Here is a 15,518-nt window from a genome sequence, read left to right on the forward strand (position 1 = left end):
CGGCGCTGCGGGACACGAATACCCATGACCGGCAGGAAGCTGGCTGTAGTACCGGGCAAATGTCCGCAAGTACGGTGTGCGCCCCAAACACGGCCTATGGAGTGTTTAGCTTCAGATCGCATCATCAATCGGTTCTCCCTACAACCCGTTGGCTGGTCTGTTTCGCGTTTGTCGACGTGACGTGCTATTTTGCACCACAGGAGAAAATGGGAGGGCATCATGTCAAATACGCTCAAAGGTCAGTGCTTTTGCGGAGCCGTCGAAATCGAAGTGACCGGAGAACCGGCGGGAATGGGTTATTGTCATTGTGAAAGTTGCAGAGCGTGGTCCGCTGGCCCGGTCAACGCGTTCACTCTCTGGCCTCCGGATAACGTCAAGGTAGTGAAGGGCGAAGAACACATACGGCAATTCAACAAGACCGAAAACAGCGACCGGAAATGGTGTAACAAGTGCGGAGGTCACCTTATGGCAGGGCACCCGGGCCTCGGCCTTACCGATGTATATGCGGCGATTATCCCGAACCTTGAGTTCAAGCCAGGCATCCACGTCAACTATGCCGAGACCGTGCTGCCCATGAAAGATGGCCTACCAAAAATGAAGGACTTCCCCTCTGAGTTCGGAGGCTCGGGAGAAACGGTTCCGGAATAGATCAATCCAGACACCAGCCTTGATTGCATCTCGGGGGTGGTGGTTGCGCCTTGCAAAGCCACCAAAACGTACGAAACTCACGTACGTTTCGTACGTTTCTAATCGCACGCCCTGTTAACCCGCCGGGGTGCGGGAAAAAATACCGACGCGATACCGACGTTATACCGACGCGATACCGAAAGGTGTTTTCGAGGTTAACCAATGGGTTAGCCCCGATTCGCGCGGGGCTCTCCGAAAGGTTAACCCTTGGCCTTGATATTTTGCAGCAGCGGCAGCACCTGGCTCATGTCCGGCCCATGGCTCTGCCCGGTCAGCGCCTTCCTGAGCGGCATGAACAGCCCCCGGCCCTTGCGCCCCGTGGCCTCCTTCACGGTACTGGTCCACTGGCCCCAGGTTTCACCGTCAAACGGCCCTTCCGGCAAAAGCGCCATGGCCTCGGCCACGAATTCGGCGTCCTCGTCCTCAATCACCGGCTCCGCCCCATCACGGAACATTGCCCACCATTCCGGCAAGTCATTGAGAGTCGTGATATTTTCCCGCGTCACACTCCAGAACCGTTCCGCCAGATCATCGGGCACACCGATGTCGGCGATCTGGTCTTTCACCTCGTCAAAGGCCCGCTCATGCAACAGCCGCGCAGTCATCGGGTAAAGGTCATTCACATCGAACTTCGTGGGCGCCGCGCCAAAACGGGTAATATCGAACCCTTCGATCAGTTCCGCCATATCGTTGCGCAGTTCCACTGGGTCGGCGGACCCAAGCCGCGCCATCAGGCTCAGCAGCGCCATAGGCTCCACACCCGCCGCCCGCAAGTCCCGCAGGCTCAGCGTGCCAAGGCGTTTCGACAGGCTTTCGCCCTGCGGCCCGGTCAAAAGCGAATGGTGCGCAAAGCTCGGAACATCACCTCCAAGTGCCTGAATTATTTGGATTTGTGTCGCCGTGTTGGTCACGTGATCGGACCCGCGCACCACATGCGTCACGCCCATTTCGGTGTCATCCACGACCGAGGCGAGGGTATAAAGAAACTGCCCGTCCCCCCGGATCAACACCGGGTCGCTGACACTGGCCGCATCAATCGAGGTATGGCCAAGGATGCCATCCTCCCACTCAATCCGCTCATGGTTCAGCTTGAACCGCCACACGCCATCGCCCCGTTCGGCCCGCAGCGCCTCGCGCTGTTCTTCCGACAGGTCCAATGCCGCCCGGTCGTAAACCGGCGGCTTGCCCATGTTCAGCTGCTTCTTGCGCTTGAGATCCAGTTCCGTAGGTGTTTCAAAAGCCTCGTAAAATCGGCCCATATCCCGCAGCTTGTCGGCGGCCGCCACATAGCGATCCAAACGATCGGATTGCCGCTCAACCCGGTCCCAATGCAGGCCCAGCCACTCCAGGTCGGCCTTGATGGCATCCACGTATTCCTCTTTCGAGCGCTCCGGGTCGGTATCGTCGATCCGCAGGATGAATTGCCCCCCGGCCTTGCGGGCAATGAGGAAATTCATCAAGGCGGTACGCAGGTTGCCCACATGGATATAACCTGTGGGCGACGGGGCGAAACGAGTGGTGGTCATCTGGTGTCTCCTGGTTCGCGTGGGCCATGTCACAGTGGCGCGTGATTGTCCAGATTGCAGCGCGGGCTAGCCCTGCGTCGGCCAGACCCTGTGCTCATCGTCAATCACAAAAACATGGGCGTGCCGCCGCCCGCCATGGGCGCGTAGATGCGGGTGATCAGAAGGCAGATCGGGGTGTTCATGCACGATCTCCCGTTTCAAGCCCGCAGGCCAGACAACCCGCGCAACGACCACGCCTAATAGGGCCATCAGCCCCAACAAAACAAGGGCGCCCCCCATGCCAAGCCCCTGCGCCGCCCACCCCGCCGTGGGGTAGGTAACAAGCCAACAGGCATGGCTCAGCGCAAACTGCGCGGCAAACACGGCTGGCCTGTCCTCTGCATGGGCCGAGCGCCGCAAAAGCCGCCCCGAGGGCGTCAGGACCGACGCATATAGAAACCCGATCATCGCCCAGACCAACAAGAATACAGTCCACCCCGGCAAGCCACCAAAGCTTATCAGCGCCCCCATGATCAACGCCACCACCACTAACCCTTGCGCGCCGCCCATCATCACGGGCCGGTCCGCCATCCGCTCCAGCAACCTCGGCAGGATCAGTGCCGCCCCCATGGACCCCGCGCCAAAGGCCGCCATCGCAAGGGCAAGGCTACGCTCATCCCCACCATAGCCCGATCGCACTAGAACCACGGTGTTGACCAAGACAAACGCCCCCACCGCCGAAGCCGCAAGGTTCAAGGCCCAAAGTCCCCGCAGGCGCGGCGTGGCAAGGTAGATGCGGATACCCCGTGTCAGACGCTCGCGAAATGGGCGTTGCCCGGCATCTGCCCCCAAGGGCGGCACGGCGGCGAGTAGCACCAGCAGGCCCGACACGACAAAGCCCAGAACCGTGCCAACAAACAGCCAACTGTAACCCACCAACGTCAACAAAAGCGCCGCAAAGGCCGGGCTCAAAAGGTTCTCCAGATCATAGGCCAACCGCGACAGCGACAGCGCCCGGGTATACTCCGCCTCATCCGGCAAGACATCCGGGATCGTAGCCTGAAAGGCCGGGGTGAAAGTGGCCGAGGCCGATTGCAGAACGAAGATCAGCACGTAAATCTGCCAGACCTCGCTGACGAAGGGCAGGCACAGCGCCACCAGCGCCCGCACCGCATCCGCCCCGACCAGGACTCCCTTGCGCGGCAGTCGCGTGGCCACTGCTTGTGCCACGGGTGACAGGCCCACATAGGCCACCATCTTGAGGGTCAGCGCCAATCCCAGAACGACACCGGCGCGCTCCCCCGCAAGGTCATAGGCCAAAAGGCCAAGCCCCACGGTCAAAAGCCCCGTACCCACAAGGGCAATGACCTGCGCCGCGAAAAGCGCACGAAATGTGGGATTGTTCAAAATCGCAATCATGTGGGCAAGATAGCGCGGCACGCCTCTGTCGTTAAGGTGGTATTGCGCCTTCACATTCCCGTGAAGCCCCAAGAGGACTGCCAAAGTCGCGCTACACTCGATCGGTAGGTGAAAAAAACACTGAGAGGAATCGCCATGTCAAAAACAGGATTGACCCGTCGCCACGTACTGGCCACCGCTGCCGCTCTTCCCTTGGCCGCCGCGACCTCTTGGCCTGCGCGCGCCGCTGCGCCGATGATGGGCGTGGCCTCCACCCGCTTTAATCGCGTGACCCTTGGTGGCTTCGAGGTCACCACCATCCTCGCAGGCACCCGCACCGTGCCCGAACCGCAAAACATCTTTGGCATGAACGTCAGTGCCGAAGACTTCGCAGACGCCTCAAAGGCGGCCCATATCCCCACCGACGCGGCACAGTTCTTCTTCACCCCCACTTTGATCAACACCGGCAATGAACTTGTGCTCTTCGATACCGGCCTCAACGCCGAAGGAACCACCGCCGCCATCGAACAGGCCGGCTATACCGCCGATCAGATCGATGTCGTGGTCATAACCCATATGCACGGCGACCACATTGGTGGCTTGATGGCGGGCGAGGCCCCCACCTTCCCCAATGCCCGCTATGTCACCGGCACCCAGGAATTCGATGCCTGGGCCGCCATGGATAACGAGGGTTTCAACTCCAAGGTACGCCCGCTGGCCGACCAAATGACCATGCTCGACGATGGTGGCAGCGTCGCCTCGGGGATCACCGCCATGGCCGCCTTCGGCCATACGCCCGGGCACATGACCTACATGATCGAAAGTGAAGGCAAACAGCTCCTCGTTGCCGCCGATTTCGCCAACCACTATGTCTGGTCGCTCGGCTATCCCGACTGGGAGGTGAAATTCGATATGGACAAAACCGCAGCGGCTCAAACCCGCCGCCGCATCCTGGATATGCTGTCCACCGATCAGATCCCCTTCATCGGCTACCATATGCCATGGCCGGGCACCGGCTTCGTGGAAAAACAAGGTGAGGGCTACAGATACGTGCCCACCAGCTACCAGTTGATGCTGTGATCCACGCTGCCCCTGCCGGCCTGTCAAATTGTCTCTGGCGCTGAACGGCTGCCACCGTTGCGCAATGGGTATTTATGCCAAGAAAAAGCGGGCGTGGTTTTTTCTTGGACAAAATACCCTGGGGGAGGCGCCCGAAGGGCGGCGGGGGCAAAGCCCCCTGACTGGCGCGCGACAGCGCGCTCAACCTGCGCGGCGCAAGCCGCACCGATTGGTCAGACCTTCGCGCCGACCATTCCCACGATTTCATAGGCCTTCTGCAATATCGGGCTGGCGATGCCGCGCGCCCGTTCGGCCCCATGCGCCAGAATACGGTCGATCTCTCCCACGTCGCCCATCAGCCGCGCCATTTCGTCCGAGATCGGTGCCAGCCGGTCAACCGCAAGATCGGCCAGCATCGGCTTGAACTCGGAAAACGCCTTGCCTCCAACCTCGGCCATCACCTGATCCACGCTCTGTTCGGACAAGGCGGCATAGATATTCACGAGGTTGCGCGCCTCGGCGCGGTCTTCCAACCCCTCGGCCTCTAAGGGAAGCGGTTCGGGGTCGGTCTTGGCCTTGCGGATCTTCTTGGCGATCGTGTCGGTATCATCGGTCAGGTTGATCCGGCTCATGTCGGACGGGTCCGATTTCGACATTTTCTTCGTGCCATCCCGCAGGCTCATCACCCTCGTTGCCGCGCCCTCGATCACCGGCTCGGTGATCGGAAAGAACTCCTGCCCGAAGTCATTGTTGAACTTGATCGCGATGTCGCGGGTCAGTTCCACGTGTTGTTTCTGGTCCTCGCCCACCGGCACATGGGTCGCGTGATAAACAAGAATATCCGCCGCCATCAGCGCCGGGTAAGCAAACAGGCCAAGTGAGGCGTTCTGCTGGTTCTTGCCCGCCTTGTCCTTCCATTGCGTCATTCGCTGCATCCAGCCCATGCGCGCCACACAATTGAAAATCCACGCCATTTGCGTGTGCTCGGGCACTTGGCTCTGGTTGAACAGGATGGATTTATCCGGGTCGATCCCCGACGCGATGAACCCCGCAGCCAGTTGTCGCGTGGCCTGGCGCAAAGCATCGGGGTCTTGCCAGACGGTGATCGCGTGCAGATCGACCATGCAGAAGATCGATTCGATCCCTTCGTTCTGGCTGTCGGCAAAGCGTTTGAGCGCGCCAAGGTAATTGCCAAGCGTCAGGTTCCCCGAAGGCTGGATTCCCGAAAACACGCGGGGGGTGAATGCCGCCTCTGGCATGGTCGATCTCCGTGGTGGATTTTGCTGTCCGCCTCGCTTACCCATGGGGCACAGCCCCGTCAAGGAGAGCAGGCCATGAGCAGCCCCGACACCCAAGCCCCCCTCAACCCGCTGCCGCCCGTCGTGGTGGCGCTTTTCCTGGTGATCCTCGGCGTGGAGGCCACGTTTTTCCTTGGCTCTCGCGGTCTTGTCGGTGGCCCCATGGCCGTGGGCTGGCGCACAGCGGCCATTCAGGATTATGGCTACAACGCCGATGTTTTCCGCTGGATGCTGCAAAACAACGTCTGGCCACTGGAACACCTGCAACGTTTTCTCACTTTCCCTTTCATTCACGGCACCTTCACCCACGCGCTTTTTGCTGGCGTCATGCTTCTGGCGCTCGGGAAATTCGTGGGCGAGGTCTTTGCTCAATGGGCCGTGCTTGCCCTTTTCCTGCTCTCCGGTATCGCGGGGGCCTTGATCTTTACCCTCTTTGCCGGGGCACAGCCCTGGGTGATCGGGGCCTTCCCCGGGGTTTACGGGTTGATCGGCGGCTTTACTTACCTGATGTGGCTGAAACTCGGGCAAATGGGCGAACAGCAATACCGCGCCTTTACCCTGATCGGGGTCTTGATGGGGCTGCAACTGGTCTTTGGCCTGCTCTTCGGGGCCAACAGCACATGGATCGCCGAGGTTGCAGGTTTCGGAGCGGGGTTCATCCTGTCGATCTTCCTCGCACCCGGAGGCTGGCGGCGCATCCACCAGCGCATTCGCCGGAATTAACCGCCCCGGCGGAAGGCCTTGCCGAACTCTTGCATCCGGAAGGCGCCCAGCGCGTGACCGATGCCGAAATAGGCCACGGTCCCGATCCCGACCAGCAGCAACAGCGCCAGCCAGCGCAACCCGCCCACCTCGAACAGCGGCGACAGCACGAGGTTCACGCCCCACAACACTGCCCCCATCAAAACCGAGGCCGCAACGATCCGCCAAACCCGCCGGTGAAACCGCGCGTCAAAGCGGGCCACATCGCCCAAGGGCCGCGCCCCACGCATCAAAAGCCAGACCATGACCCAGCCTGCTACCGTCGTGGCAATCGCCGCCGCGATCCACCCGATGGCAAAGGCAAGCCCAATCGCCAGAACCGCATTCACCACCATGGCGACAAGGGCGAAACGGAAGGGGCTTTTGGTATCCTCGCGGGCAAAGAACAAAGGTTGCAGCACTTTTTGCAGAACAAAGGCGGGCAGGCCCAACCCATAGACCGCGACGGCAAGGGCCGTGGCTGCCGTGTCATCCGATCCAAAGGCCCCCCGCTCGAACAGGACCGAAACAATCGGCATCGGGATGGCCACCAAGGCCACCGCCGATGGCACTGTCAACGCCAATGAGATTTCAGCGGCCCGCGAATAAGCCTCCCGCGCGCCGCTGTCATCCGCCGCCTTCAGGCGGCGCGACAGGTCGGGCAACAGGACAATGCCCACGGCAATTCCCACCACGCCAAGCGGCAGTTGATACAGACGATCAGCGGAATAAAGCCAGCTCACCGCCTTGTCGAAATTCGAGGCCACCTGCTGCCCCACCAACAGGTTCACCTGCATCACGCCCCCCGCAAGGGCCGCCGGAACGGCAATGCGCACAAGTTGCGACATCTCGGGGGTCCAGCGCGGGCGCGTGGGCCGGATGTGCAGGCCCGCCTTGTCGGCGGCAACCCAGACCAGCGCCAGTTGCGCCACCCCGGCAAAGGGGATGGTCCAGACAAGCGCCGGGGCCACCGGCTTGCCCATCATGGCCGAGGCGCTCATGGCCGTGACCAGCATGATATTGAGCAACACCGGCGCGGCGGCCGCGGCGGCAAACCGCCCGCTTGCGTTCAACACGCCGGAAAACAGCGCCGCCAGCGAAATGAAAAAGATATAGGGAAAGACAACACGCCCGAATTCCACCGTCAGGTCAAAGCGTTCGTCGCCCACGAACCCTTCCGCCGTGGCCCACACCAGCGCCGGCATGAACACCATGGCCAGCCCCGTCAGCACCAGCAGCACGAAGGCCAGCCCCGACATCGCCAGCGCGGCAAAGCCCACGGCATCCTCGTCCCCCTCCAACCGCTTGGAAAACATCGGCACGAAGGCCGCGTTGAACGCGCCCTCGGCAAAGAACCGGCGGAACATATTCGGCAGGCGGAAGGCCGCGACAAAAGCATCCATCATCGCCCCCGGCCCAAGGAAATTGGCGATCAGCACATCGCGCACGAAGCCCAGGATTCGGCTGGCCAGTGTCCAGCCACCGACGGTCAGCACACCGGAAAGCAGGCGAACGGGTCTCATGGGCGGGCCTTCGGGGTTGTGGCGGGTTGCCCTTGCCTATCGGATCGCGCCGCAAGGGGGAAGGCCAAAGCGCGCGACCCCTCTGGACCCTCCTGCAAAGCCGCCGTAACCTGCCGCCAAATCAAGGAGGCAAGGCATGGCAACCGGAAGCAATATCCGCACCTATTTCGATGGCACCTGGCATGACGGCGATATCCCAGTGATGCGCGCCGCCGATCACGGCATGTGGCTGGGCAGCAATGTCTTTGACGGGGCACGCTATGCCCATGGCCTGACCCCCGACCTCGACAAGCACTGCGCCCGGGTCAATGCTTCGGCGCGCGCCCTGATGGTCGAGCCCACGGTGACGCCCGAGGATATGGTCCAGATCGTTCATGAGGGCCTCAAAGCCTATTCGCCGGGTTCAGCGGTCTATATCCGTCCCATGTACTGGGCGCTTGATGGCGGCATGTCGGCCATCGTTCCCAAGGAAGGCGGCGGCACCGGCTTTGCCATCAGCCTCGAAGAAATTCCCATGGCCCCGCTCGAGGCCAGCACCACACTGGCACGCACTCGCTTTCGCCGTCCGGTGATGGAGGATGCCGTGGTCAACGCCAAGGCGGCTTGCCTTTACCCCAACAACGCCCGGATGCTGGCCGAAGCGCGTGACAAGGGGTTCGGCAACGCGCTTGTCGCCGATGCCCTTGGCAACGTGGCCGAAGCAGCCACCGCTAATGCCTTTGCCGTCAAGGATGGTGAGGTTTTCACCCCCGTCCCCAACGGAACCTTTCTGGCCGGGATCACCCGCGCGCGCCACATCGAAAACCTGCGCGCCGATGGCGTGAAGGTGCATGAATGCGTGATGTCATTCGATGATTTCCGCGACGCGGACGAGGTCTTCCTGTCTGGCAACATGATGAAGGTCACGCCCGTCACCGCCTTCGAGGACCGCCAATACCAGATCGGCCCCCTCACCCGCCGCATCCGCGAGATGTATTGGGACTGGGCTTCGTCCTCATAGTGAACGAAGCCCGGATATTGGCTCAGGCCGCCTCGTAGCTTTGGAAAACCTCCGTATTGCCATCGTGGCGAATCAGGAATACGTCATAAGCCTCGCGCTGATCCTCGGGGCCCATGCCCGGTGACCCATAGGGCATACCCGGCACCGCAAGGCCCACGGCCTCGGGGCGCTCTGCCAGAAGGCGGCGAATATCGGCGGGTGGGACATGGCCTTCGATCACATAGCCATCCACCTTGGCCGTGTGGCACGACATCATGCTTTGCGGCACGCCATTGTCCATCTTGTATCGGGTCAGGGCCGAGCCATAGCTGGCTTCACTTGTCACGGGGAACCCATCCCCGGCCAAAACCTGCATCCACCCCTTGCAGCACCCACAGTTGGGGTCTTTCATCACGTGGATTTCCGGGGCCTGTTGCGCGAACCCCGCAATCGGGGTGGTGGCAATCATTCCGGCGGCTCCGGCAAAAACTTGGCGACGGGTTAGCATGGTGCGGCGTCCTTCCTCTGGATTGATCGCGGACAGTCTGCGCAGCGGTCCGCACAGGCGTCAAGCGGACCCCGCCGCGCGCGGCATCACAAGACAGTGACTTCGCGACAATCACCTTGGCATATCGCACCGACCAAAAACCGACAAAATACCGACGTGGATTATCGCCTCCTTTTAACGCAGCGTTCGGGGTGACAATTTCGCTCTCTGCGGGCATCGTGAACCCGAATTAGGGAGGCCACCATGAGTGAATATCCGCATCTTCTCGCCCCGCTGGACCTTGGGCATGTGACCCTGAAAAACCGTGTGATCATGGGCTCCATGCACACCGGGTTGGAGGAAACCAAGGATTGGAACCGCGTGGCAGAATTCTATGCCACCCGCGCCCGTGGCGGCGTGGGCCTGATGGTCACCGGCGGCATGGCCCCCAACCCCGAAGGCGGGGTTTTTCCCGGTGCGGCGGGTCTCTATACCGAAAAAGATATTGAAAACCATAGGGTTGTCACAGATCGCGTGCATGACGCGGGCGGGCTGATCGCCATGCAGGTTCTGCATGCGGGCCGCTATGCCTATAGCCCCGATTGCGTCGGGCCGTCACCCATCAAGTCGCCGATATCGCCCTTCCCGCCAAAGGAACTGGACGAAGATGGGATCGAGAAACAAATTTCCGACATTGTCACCGCCGTCGCCCGCGCGCGTGAGGCCGGCTATGACGGGGCCGAGATCATGGGCTCGGAAGGGTACTTCCTCAACCAGTTCCTCGTCACCCACACCAACAAGCGCACCGACCGCTGGGGCGGTTCCTACGAGAACCGCATGCGCCTTCCCACTGAGGTCGTTCGCCGCGCCCGCGAGGCCGTCGGCCCCGATTTTATCCTTATTTATCGGCTCTCCATGATTGATCTGGTCCCCGAGGGCTCCACCCATGACGAGGTGGTGCAACTGGCCCAAGAGGTGGAAAAGGCAGGCGCCACGATCATCAACACCGGCATCGGCTGGCATGAGGCGCGCATTCCCACCATCGCCACCAGCGTGCCGCGCGCGGGCTTTGCATGGGTCACCAAGAAGCTGATGGGCAAGGTCGGCATCCCGGTGATTACCTCGAACCGGATCAACATGCCCGACGTGGCCGAAAACGTGCTGGCCGAGGGCTGTGCCGATATGGTGTCGATGGCGCGCCCCTTTCTTGCCGACCCCGATTTCGTACGCAAGGCCAAGGACGGGCGCGCCGAGACCATCGCGCCCTGCATCGCCTGCAATCAAGCCTGCCTTGATCACACCTTCAGCGGCAAGATTTCGACTTGCCTAGTCAACCCGAGGGCCTGTTATGAAACCGAGTTGACAGTAACCCCAACCGAACGCCCGCGCTCCATCGGGGTGGTCGGCGCAGGGCCTGCAGGCCTCTCAGCCGCCATGACCGCCGCCGAGCGGGGCCATAACGTGACCCTCTTCGACCGTGACACCAAACTGGGCGGGCAACTCAACATGGCGCGTGAAATCCCCGGCAAAGAGGAATTCCATGGCCTTGTCGATTGGTTCGCGACCATGGTGGATGATCTGGGCATTACCCTGAAATTGGGCGCCGAGGTGGGCGCGGATGATCTGGATGGCTTTGACGAGGCGATCATCGCCACGGGCGTCATTCCGCGCGATCCGTGCATTGAGGGGCAGGATGGCCCGAATGTCCTGTCTTATATTGACGTGCTGCGCGGCAAGGCCCCGGTGGGCAAGCGCGTGGCAATCATCGGAGCGGGTGGCATAGGGTTCGACGTGGCCGAATACCTTGTCCAGAAGGGTGATAGCCCGACCGAGGATCTGACCGAATGGAAGGAAGAATGGGGCGTAGGCGATCCGGAGCAGGTGCGCGGCGGCTTGGCCCCCGAAGGCCCACAGCCCGAGCCACCCGCGCGGCAGGTCACGCTGCTGCAACGCAAGGCCGAGCGCGTTGGCAAACGCCTTGGCAAGACCACGGGGTGGATTCACCGGGCAACCCTGCGCATGAAGGGCGTCGAGATGGTGAGTGGCGTCAACTATGAGCGCATAGATGCCTCGGGCCTGCATATCACCGACGGCGAGGCGCACGAGAACCCACGGCTGATCGAGGCCGATACAATCGTGCTCTGCGCCGGACAGCTGCCGGAACGCAGTCTGGCAGATGCGCTTGGGGATCGTGGCGTGTCGGTCCATGTGATCGGAGGCGCAGACGTAGCCTCCGAACTGGACGCGAAACGCGCGATTGACCAAGGCACACGATTGGCCGCCACATTATAAGCGCAATTATTCCACTGTGATCATTATCACGTCGGAAACGACAGGCGGGTCATGCGGCACGTGGTTCATGTCGCCAAGCACCAACTGTAGCGTGTGCTCTCCGGGGCCCAGATCAAGCGATACCTGGGTCTGCCCGCCGCCAAAATGCATGTGATTGTCATCGGCGGGTAGACTGGCACCCAACTCCTCGGCGCCATCGGGCCCTTCGCCAAGCGGCGGGCGATCAATCAGGATATGATGGTGTCCCGTGTTTTCCTTTTCCGTCCCCGCGGGGGCCACCCCCATGCCCTTGAGGCCGAAGATAACGGTAACCGGAGAGCTGACCCTCGCACCATCTTCAAGATTGGCGAAATAGACATCGGCGCCCTCAGGTGCAGGCGTTTCGCCAGCCAAAGTAGCGCTTACTGACATTCCAAGCACCAAAGCGGCGGCTGTGACGTGGTGTTTCATTGTTTCCTCCCAAGTTCAGGCATCGAGAATAACACGCCACCGACCTGCCCCCCAAATCACGTCAACGTCTGTTTCCCTGTTTCCATGTCACGAACGATCCCCGACAAAACCAAGATATTGTCTGGGACGTGCCCAAGTTGCGCCCGAATTCAGCGCGATACCCGTTGTCAGAATAACACGTAGAGGTATTGAGCATGGATCGCCTGACGGAAATGGAAGCCTTCGCAACGGTTGTTGATCAAGGTGGCTTCACGGATGCGGCGCGCAAGATGGGCATTTCAAAGTCCGCGGTGTCGAAACACGTATCGTCCCTTGAGGCGCGGCTTGGCGCGCGGCTTTTGAATCGGACGACCCGCCGAGTCAGCCCAACCGAGATCGGCCTTGCCTATTACGACCGGGCGCTTCGGGTTCTCAATGACGCGGGCGAGGCGGATGCCCTTGTGAGTTCCATGCAATCCGACCCTTCGGGCCTTCTGCGCATTTCCGTGGCGACTGATTTCGGGGTCAATCACCTCAGCCCCATTTTGGGGGATTTTCTTGATGAGTTTCCCGACATTACCGTCAACATGGTGCTCAACAACCGTTACGTTGAACTGATCTCGGAAGGCTTCGACATGGCGATCCGTATCGGGGAGTTGGAAGACAGCACCCTGCGCGCCCGAAAGCTCACCGAAACCACCAAGCGCATGATCGCCAGCCCCGCATATATTGAAAAATACGGGCGCCCCACGAAGATTGACGACCTGAACGAACACAAGCTGCTGCACTATTCCAGCCAGTCGAATGGCGCGGTCTGGAAATTGACGGCGCCTTCGGGCGAGAAACGTCAGGTGCGCACCGCCGGGGGCCTTTCGGTTAACGACGGGCAGTCCCTTTTGAACGCTGCAATTTCCGGGCTTGGAATCGCCTATCTGCCCAGCTTCCTTTACGCACAGGCCATGGCCGACGGTCTGGTTGAAGATGTGATCCCCGAACTGCCGGTGGAAACCCAAGGCATCTATGCGGTCTACCCGCCGGGGCGGTTCACCCAGCCCAAGGTGCGTGCCTTCATCGACTTTCTGGTCCATGCCTATGCCGACAAGGGCCCGACCGACTGGTAAGTATCCCTCGCCATCAATGGCAAACCTCACCCCGGTCGCTTGCGTGCCGGGGTTTCTTTTTGGTGGCTGCACAGGTGGTGTGTGGGGTTTGGCCTTGTCTGGCACACTCAGACTGGCACATTGAGGGCATATCAACGCGCAAGGAAAGGTCGGCTTATCATGTCAAACCCCAAGCTTCTGCTCATCTCGGGATCGCTTCGCAGGGGGTCGTTCAACCGGATGCTTCTGGCCGAGGCCGAACAAGCCTTTGGAGAGGCGGATGTGACGCGGGCCGACCTGAAGCTGCCGCTATATGACGGTGATCTGGAAGAGGCCGAGGGTGTACCATCAACTGTGCAAACCCTTGCACAGCAAATAAAAAACGCCGATGGTGTGGTGATTTCAAGCCCCGAATACAACAAGGGGATCACCGGGGTTCTGAAGAACGCCTTTGATTGGGTCAGCCGTGTTGAAGGGATGCCGTTCAAAGGCAAGCCGACGGTGGTGATGTCGGCCAATGCCGGACGGACCGGGGGTGAAACGGGGCAGTTCATGGTGTTGAGTTGCCTGGTCCCGTTACAGGCGCAGGTGATCGCCGGGCCGATGCTTTGCGTGGCGTCGGCGGGGAATGAGTTTGACGGCGACGGACGCCTGACGAATGACCGTTATCTCAAGGTTCTACGCGGTAAGATGGAGGCCCTGCGCGCGGAAATCTAACCAGTTGATTTATTTGAGATTTCCAGAAGGTTTCCATCCGGGTCGCGCAGGTAGATCGAGGTGATCGGCCCGGTTGCGCCGGTGCGCGGTACGGGGCCTTCGATCACGTTCTCACCCTGGCGAGAAAGATGGGCCTGCCATTCGGTTAGCGGAATTTCCGTTAAAAAACAAAGGTCTGCACTTCCAGGGGTTGGGTTTTGCGCCTTTGGCTCAAACTCTGCCCCCGCCTGGTGGAGGTTTATCTTGTGGCTGCCGAACTTCAATGCCCAACGTGTTGTGCCATCTGCCGGAGTGAACTGTTCCGCCGACATGCCCAATACTGTTTCATAGAATGTGATGGCTCGTGGTATGTCAGAGACCGTCAGGACAAGGTGATCGAGGCTGTCGAGGTGTGGCATTTAGGGGATTGTTCCTTTTATCTCAGGTGGTTAGCTTATCTGCATGACTGAACTGGCACAAGAAATCAGCGACGTGATGGACCCTGCGCGCGCGAGGGCGTTGCAGGTGACACTCGGAAAAGACCCGACGATCGAGGCCGGAGACCCTTTACCGCCGTTTTACCACCAGATTTACTTTTGGGACCCACACCTGCCACAAGATCTGGGGCGGGATGGACATCCGAAGGTGGGCGGCGTGATCCCGGACATGGGGTTGCCACGGCGGATGTGGGCCGGGGGACGGATGGAATTTCACGCTGCACTACACGCCGGAAATCCATCTAAGCGATTGACTTATATTGAGAAATCGGAACGCAAGACCGGGCGCACGGGGCCTTTGGGCTTTGTCACCTTGCGGCATGAGGTTTGGCAAGGCGAAACGCTGTGCCTGACCGATTGGCAGGATTTGGTTTATCGCGAAGACCCGGCCCCCGACGCACCGAAGCCCACCCCACCAGAGGCCGCCACGGATGAAGCGGTTTGCGAGAGGGTGGGCTTTGATAGCACGGTTCTTTTTCGGTATTCCGCCCTGACATTCAACGGCCATCGCATCCACTATGATATTGATTATGCAAAAGAAATTGAAGGCTACCAAGGTTTGGTCGTGCATGGCCCACTTCTGGCGCAACACATGATTTCGCTGGCCGACAGAGAACTTGGCGGGCTGAAACACTTTGCGTTTCGGGCGACTGCCCCCTTGATGCATTTCGAGGAGGCGGAGGTTTGCTGGCACCCCGAGGGCCGTGTTTGGGTGCGTGGGCCGGATGGGCGGCAATGCCTGACGGCGACGGCGGAATAATCGTACGAGTCGTACGACAAGACCCCGATTTTCGTACGAAAATCGGGGGGTGCCGAAACAGTTTCGT

Annotated in this window: 15 protein-coding genes; 8 read left to right on the forward strand and 7 right to left on the reverse strand. The window is 60.7% G+C overall.

From position 1 onward, the window contains the following. Positions 1-219 precede the first annotated feature (219 nt). Positions 220-648 carry a GFA family protein gene (locus FDP25_RS07580; protein ID WP_154150435.1) on the forward strand — a complete coding sequence of 143 codons (429 nt, stop codon included), beginning with the start codon at positions 220-222 and terminating at the stop codon, positions 646-648. Between the two features lie 239 nt (positions 649-887). On the opposite strand, the gene gltX is transcribed toward FDP25_RS07580, so the two are convergent. After that, complete coding sequence (gltX, locus tag FDP25_RS07585; protein WP_154150437.1) at positions 888-2,213, reverse strand: glutamate--tRNA ligase; 1,326 nt, start codon at positions 2,211-2,213, stop codon at positions 888-890. 66 nt (positions 2,214-2,279) lie between these two features. After that, positions 2,280-3,611 carry an MFS transporter gene (locus tag FDP25_RS07590; protein WP_154153246.1) on the reverse strand — a complete coding sequence of 444 codons (1,332 nt, stop codon included), beginning with the start codon at positions 3,609-3,611 and terminating at the stop codon, positions 2,280-2,282. A 135-nt stretch (positions 3,612-3,746) separates the two neighbouring features. On the opposite strand from FDP25_RS07590, the gene FDP25_RS07595 reads away from it, so the two are divergent. Further along, entirely contained in the window at positions 3,747-4,670 is a 924-nt protein-coding gene (locus FDP25_RS07595; protein WP_154150439.1) for an MBL fold metallo-hydrolase, read from the forward strand. A 212-nt stretch (positions 4,671-4,882) separates the two neighbouring features. On the opposite strand, the gene trpS is transcribed toward FDP25_RS07595, so the two are convergent. Then, positions 4,883-5,908, reverse strand: coding sequence for a tryptophan--tRNA ligase (gene trpS, locus FDP25_RS07600; RefSeq protein ID WP_154150441.1), 1,026 nt, complete (start codon positions 5,906-5,908; stop codon positions 4,883-4,885). A 75-nt stretch (positions 5,909-5,983) separates the two neighbouring features. Here trpS and FDP25_RS07605 point away from each other — a divergent pair, with 75 nt between their 5' ends. Further along, positions 5,984-6,670: a rhomboid family intramembrane serine protease gene (locus FDP25_RS07605; RefSeq protein WP_154150443.1), complete on the forward strand. Its 687-nt coding sequence runs from the start codon at positions 5,984-5,986 to the stop codon at positions 6,668-6,670. Here FDP25_RS07605 and murJ read toward each other — a convergent pair. Further along, a complete protein-coding gene (murJ, locus tag FDP25_RS07610) occupies positions 6,667-8,211 on the reverse strand; it encodes a murein biosynthesis integral membrane protein MurJ (RefSeq protein ID WP_154150445.1) in 1,545 nt (514 codons plus the stop codon). The genes FDP25_RS07605 and murJ overlap by 4 nt on opposite strands. A gap of 136 nt (positions 8,212-8,347) precedes the next feature. On the opposite strand from murJ, the gene FDP25_RS07615 reads away from it, so the two are divergent. Further along, on the forward strand, positions 8,348-9,211 hold the full coding sequence (locus tag FDP25_RS07615; RefSeq protein ID WP_154150447.1) for a branched-chain amino acid aminotransferase: 864 nt from the start codon (positions 8,348-8,350) through the stop codon (positions 9,209-9,211). 22 nt (positions 9,212-9,233) lie between these two features. Here FDP25_RS07615 and FDP25_RS07620 read toward each other — a convergent pair whose 3' ends face one another. Then, the gene (locus tag FDP25_RS07620; RefSeq protein WP_154150449.1) at positions 9,234-9,659 is read right to left on the reverse strand and encodes a DUF411 domain-containing protein; all 426 of its coding nucleotides are present in this window, start codon (positions 9,657-9,659) and stop codon (positions 9,234-9,236) included. 282 nt (positions 9,660-9,941) lie between these two features. On the opposite strand from FDP25_RS07620, the gene FDP25_RS07625 reads away from it, so the two are divergent. After that, a complete protein-coding gene (locus FDP25_RS07625) occupies positions 9,942-11,969 on the forward strand; it encodes an NADPH-dependent 2,4-dienoyl-CoA reductase (RefSeq protein ID WP_154150451.1) in 2,028 nt (675 codons plus the stop codon). Positions 11,970-11,975: 6 nt separating this feature from the next. Here the strand turns inward: FDP25_RS07625 and FDP25_RS07630 are convergent, their stop codons facing one another. Continuing rightward, on the reverse strand, positions 11,976-12,419 hold the full coding sequence (locus FDP25_RS07630) for a DUF4399 domain-containing protein (protein WP_154150453.1): 444 nt from the start codon (positions 12,417-12,419) through the stop codon (positions 11,976-11,978). Between the two features lie 194 nt (positions 12,420-12,613). On the opposite strand from FDP25_RS07630, the gene FDP25_RS07635 reads away from it, so the two are divergent. Next, complete coding sequence (locus tag FDP25_RS07635; RefSeq protein ID WP_154150455.1) at positions 12,614-13,519, forward strand: LysR family transcriptional regulator; 906 nt, start codon at positions 12,614-12,616, stop codon at positions 13,517-13,519. Between the two features lie 159 nt (positions 13,520-13,678). Further along, positions 13,679-14,215 (forward strand): NADPH-dependent FMN reductase, encoded by a 537-nt coding sequence (locus tag FDP25_RS07640; protein WP_154150457.1) that lies wholly within the window; start codon positions 13,679-13,681, stop codon positions 14,213-14,215. On the opposite strand, the gene FDP25_RS07645 is transcribed toward FDP25_RS07640, so the two are convergent. Beyond that, on the reverse strand, positions 14,212-14,613 hold the full coding sequence (locus FDP25_RS07645) for a VOC family protein (RefSeq protein ID WP_154150459.1): 402 nt from the start codon (positions 14,611-14,613) through the stop codon (positions 14,212-14,214). The two genes, FDP25_RS07640 and FDP25_RS07645, sit on opposite strands and share 4 nt — an antisense overlap. Positions 14,614-14,656: 43 nt before the next feature. Here FDP25_RS07645 and FDP25_RS07650 point away from each other — a divergent pair, with 43 nt between their 5' ends. Beyond that, positions 14,657-15,451 carry an HTD2 family dehydratase gene (locus FDP25_RS07650; RefSeq protein ID WP_154150461.1) on the forward strand — a complete coding sequence of 265 codons (795 nt, stop codon included), beginning with the start codon at positions 14,657-14,659 and terminating at the stop codon, positions 15,449-15,451. Positions 15,452-15,518: the final 67 nt, after the last annotated feature.

Origin of the sequence: Roseovarius bejariae, assembly GCF_009669325.1 — a bacterium.
GTDB lineage: Bacteria > Pseudomonadota > Alphaproteobacteria > Rhodobacterales > Rhodobacteraceae > Roseovarius > Roseovarius bejariae.

Coding starts and splice junctions, on each gene's coding strand:
- FDP25_RS07580 (WP_154150435.1), top strand. CDS start 220: ATGTCAAATACGCTCAAAGGTCAGTGCTTTTGCGGAGCCGTCGAAATC.
- gltX (WP_154150437.1), bottom strand. CDS start 2,213: ATGACCACCACTCGTTTCGCCCCGTCGCCCACAGGTTATATCCATGTG.
- FDP25_RS07590 (WP_154153246.1), bottom strand. CDS start 3,611: ATGATTGCGATTTTGAACAATCCCACATTTCGTGCGCTTTTCGCGGCG.
- FDP25_RS07595 (WP_154150439.1), top strand. CDS start 3,747: ATGTCAAAAACAGGATTGACCCGTCGCCACGTACTGGCCACCGCTGCC.
- trpS (WP_154150441.1), bottom strand. CDS start 5,908: ATGCCAGAGGCGGCATTCACCCCCCGCGTGTTTTCGGGAATCCAGCCT.
- FDP25_RS07605 (WP_154150443.1), top strand. CDS start 5,984: ATGAGCAGCCCCGACACCCAAGCCCCCCTCAACCCGCTGCCGCCCGTC.
- murJ (WP_154150445.1), bottom strand. CDS start 8,211: ATGAGACCCGTTCGCCTGCTTTCCGGTGTGCTGACCGTCGGTGGCTGG.
- FDP25_RS07615 (WP_154150447.1), top strand. CDS start 8,348: ATGGCAACCGGAAGCAATATCCGCACCTATTTCGATGGCACCTGGCAT.
- FDP25_RS07620 (WP_154150449.1), bottom strand. CDS start 9,659: ATGATTGCCACCACCCCGATTGCGGGGTTCGCGCAACAGGCCCCGGAA.
- FDP25_RS07625 (WP_154150451.1), top strand. CDS start 9,942: ATGAGTGAATATCCGCATCTTCTCGCCCCGCTGGACCTTGGGCATGTG.
- FDP25_RS07630 (WP_154150453.1), bottom strand. CDS start 12,419: ATGAAACACCACGTCACAGCCGCCGCTTTGGTGCTTGGAATGTCAGTA.
- FDP25_RS07635 (WP_154150455.1), top strand. CDS start 12,614: ATGGATCGCCTGACGGAAATGGAAGCCTTCGCAACGGTTGTTGATCAA.
- FDP25_RS07640 (WP_154150457.1), top strand. CDS start 13,679: ATGTCAAACCCCAAGCTTCTGCTCATCTCGGGATCGCTTCGCAGGGGG.
- FDP25_RS07645 (WP_154150459.1), bottom strand. CDS start 14,613: ATGCCACACCTCGACAGCCTCGATCACCTTGTCCTGACGGTCTCTGAC.
- FDP25_RS07650 (WP_154150461.1), top strand. CDS start 14,657: ATGACTGAACTGGCACAAGAAATCAGCGACGTGATGGACCCTGCGCGC.